Raw genomic sequence first — 2,988 nt, 5'->3', positions numbered from 1 at the left:
CAGGTGCCGACCGGCAGTTGGCGTAACAGTTGACGCGGCTGGCGGGTGGCGATGGCGTAGCGGCGAAAGTCGCGCGCCGACAGCAGCGGGTCGGCGCCCGCGGGTTCGGCCCGCGGCTCATCCGCCGCGCGCGCGCCGCTGCGGGCGGCGCGCAGCGACGCCAGCTTACGGTAGGTCACGTAGTGGCTGACGAGTTCTTCCAGCGCCCAGGCGTTGAACGGCTCGGCAGCGGATTTATAGCTCAGCAGGTTGTGGGCGGCCAGATTGTCGAAGCCATCGGGCAGGCCGTTCACGGCGTCTGGATCAACGGTCGGACCCGCCGGGCCGCGCCGTTCGATGATGAGGATGTCGAGTCGTTGACTCTTGAGCGACAACTCCTCTTCCATGGCCACCGACCAGGGGCGGCCGACGAACAGGTCGGTCAGCAGGATGCCGAGCCAGCGGTGCCAGGGTTTGGGAGGGCGTTTGTCCATGGATGGCGTTTCGTCATAACGCTTGCACCTCCAGCGAGTCGCCGTAGGTCTCGATCCCCAGTCGCTCCGCCACTTGGCGCGCCCGGGCGTCGATCATCGGTGAGATCACGATCAAGCGGTTGGCGGTGCGCTGGTGGCGCTGCTCGTAAAACCGGGCTTTGCGCTCGAAGATGTACATCCCGGCCTTGTCGATGGATGACTTCAGTTCGCAAATCAACAGCAGACCGTTTTGGATAATGACGTCCAGTTCAATCTGGTCGGGCCGCCCGAACACGGTACCCTGATCGTCATATTCGTTGACGTTGAGCACCTGGACGCCGAAGTTTTTTTCCAGAATGCCGGCCAGCGCGTCGCGGAACGCCTTCTCCGATTGCAGGCCCCAGCGCGATCCCAGCGCGCCGATGCTGCGGTCATGGTGTTGCGCCTGGGCCATGATCTCCTCATGAATGCGCTTGAATTCCTCGCGCTGCTCGGCCTGATGCTGGTCCCACTTGCGGTTTTGTTCGTCCCACTTGTGGTTTTGTTCGTTTTTATACTCGTCCCACTTGCGGGCGCCTTCCTCCCGATCGCGGCGCAGTTCCGCCAAGAGTTCGTAGAACCGGTCTTCGGTTGCCGCCCGCCCGGCGTACTCCCGGCGGGTCAAATCCAGAATGTAGCCGCGAAACTCCGGATCCGTGCGGATGATCTCCGGCAGCTCACGTCTGATCGTGTCTTTCAGCGCCTGGGTATTCATCTGGGTTTCACGCCACGGGGTAAGTGCTGACAGGGACCGTCGCTGACGGCTGATCGCTGACAGTCTCTCCGGGGGGCTCTTGGGCAGCGGCGACCTCGAAGCGGAGTTGGGCGATCTCCTGCTCCAGCGCCTCGTATTCCTCCAGCTTGCGCCGCAGAAAGCGCACGGCGATGCGGGTCTTGGCCTCGATGCCGCTGGGGGTGAGGAGGTAGGCGTAGGCGAGCTTGTTGTGGCTGTTCCGGAAATTGGTGACCTTGACCCAACCGCGCTCGATCAGTGCGTTGACGCAGTAGTTGAGGCTGCCGACGCTGACGCCGAGGATCTCGGAGAGTTGCCGTTGGCTGGCCTGCGGTTGCTCCGCGAGGTGCTTGAGCAGGCGGTAACGCAGGTCGTCGCTGAGGTGACGACGGACCTTGATTGGGGTGTCGGACACGCTACCGCCCTACCGTGTCGGGACGGTACTCGGGGTTTGGGGGCTGGCCGGCCGGCGGGGCGAGATCAACATTCACGGGATGAACACCGTTATATGAGACCACACTGAGCGGGGGGTGGTCAAGCTGGGAAGAGCGGTCAGCGGTCAGCGGTCAGCTGTCAGCTATCAGAAGAACACGGACCGCTGATAGCTGATAGCTGAAAGCTGATCGCTGATAGCTGATCGCTGATCGCTGACGGCGCTTGCTTGGATCGTCAGCAGTCAATGGTCATGACGGGGATGTTGCTTCAGCCAGGCTTCGATGATCGCGGGATCGAGACCTTGCAGCCACTCCTCGGGCGCGAGCCCGCGCAGGCGTTCCTCGGGGGCGAGCCCGCGCAGCCGCTCTTCGGGGGCGAGCCCGCGCAGCCGATCCTCGGGGGCAAGGCCGCGCAGCCGCTCCTCTGGGGCAAGGCCGCGCAGCCGCTCCTCGGGCGCGAGGCCGCGCAGCCGCTCCTCGGGGGCGAGTTCGCGTAGCCGCTCCTCGGGGGCAAGGCCGCGCAGCCGCTCCTCGGGCGCGAGGCCGCGCAGGCGTTCCTCGGGGGCGAGCCCGCGCAGCCGCTCCTCGGGGGCGAGTTCGCGCAGCCGATCCTCTGCCACCAGGCGATCCAGGAACATCTTCAGGTACTTGGGATCGCTCAGGACGTCCTCCATCAGGTCCCGCATCGCTTCGCGTTTGAAATCCTCAACGGTGTAAGCCATGTCGGTCTCCAGGCCAAAGTCTTTGGCCAGTTGGTCGCGCAAGAAGATGCCGATACTGCTGCGCGGACGATAATGGGTCAAGCCGTACTGGGTTTGATCGCTGGCGTGTGCAAACAGTCCCCAGGGGGCGTTGCGCGGCTGCTTTGCCAAGCTGTCCAGCACGATGAGGCGCACCGGTAGTGCGCCCACCGCAAGATCATAGACCCCGGGACAGGCGGTCGTGCGACAGGTGCCGACCGGCAGTTGGCGCATCAGTTGGCGCGGCTGGCGGGTGGCGACGGCGAAGCAGCGAAAGTCGCGCGCCGGCAGCAGCGGGTAGGCGCCGGCGGGTTCGGCCAGCGACTCATCCGCCGTTCCTGCGCCGCGGTGGGCGGCGCGCAGCGAGGCTAGTTTACGATAGGTCACGTAGTGGCTGATGAGTTCTTCCAGCGCCCAGGCGTTGAACGGCTCGGCCGCGGATTTATAGCTCAGCAGGTTGTGAGCAGCCAGATTGTCAAAGCCATCAGGGAGGCCGTTGACGGCCTCTGGATCGGGGGTCACACCCGCCGCGCCGCGCCGTTCGATGATGAGGATGTCGAGTCGTTGGCTCTTCAACGACAACTCCTCTT

General features: G+C 64.7%; 3 protein-coding genes and 1 pseudogene. All 4 read right to left on the bottom strand.

Translation table 11 applies throughout. The features are described 5' to 3' along the window. Nucleotides 1–473: pseudogene (locus QZY48_RS10345) on the bottom strand (hypothetical protein); the annotation flags it as partial. Nucleotides 474–486: 13 nt separating this feature from the next. After that, the gene (locus QZY48_RS10340; protein WP_295430740.1) at nucleotides 487–1,206 is read right to left on the bottom strand and encodes a DUF3782 domain-containing protein; all 720 of its coding nucleotides are present in this window, start codon (nucleotides 1,204–1,206) and stop codon (nucleotides 487–489) included. Nucleotides 1,207–1,213: 7 nt separating this feature from the next. Beyond that, complete coding sequence (locus QZY48_RS10335) at nucleotides 1,214–1,594, bottom strand: MarR family EPS-associated transcriptional regulator (protein ID WP_295430742.1); 381 nt, start codon at nucleotides 1,592–1,594, stop codon at nucleotides 1,214–1,216. Between the two features lie 306 nt (nucleotides 1,595–1,900). Then, nucleotides 1,901–2,980, bottom strand: a complete 1,080-nt coding sequence (locus QZY48_RS10330; protein WP_295430741.1) for a hypothetical protein — start codon at nucleotides 2,978–2,980, stop codon at nucleotides 1,901–1,903. Nucleotides 2,981–2,988: the final 8 nt, after the last annotated feature.

It is taken from the genome of uncultured Thiodictyon sp. (genome assembly GCF_903828115.1).
GTDB lineage: Bacteria > Pseudomonadota > Gammaproteobacteria > Chromatiales > Chromatiaceae > Thiodictyon.
Note: the sequence above shows the minus strand (reverse complement) of the source record. Positions and strands in the feature narration are given on the sequence as shown.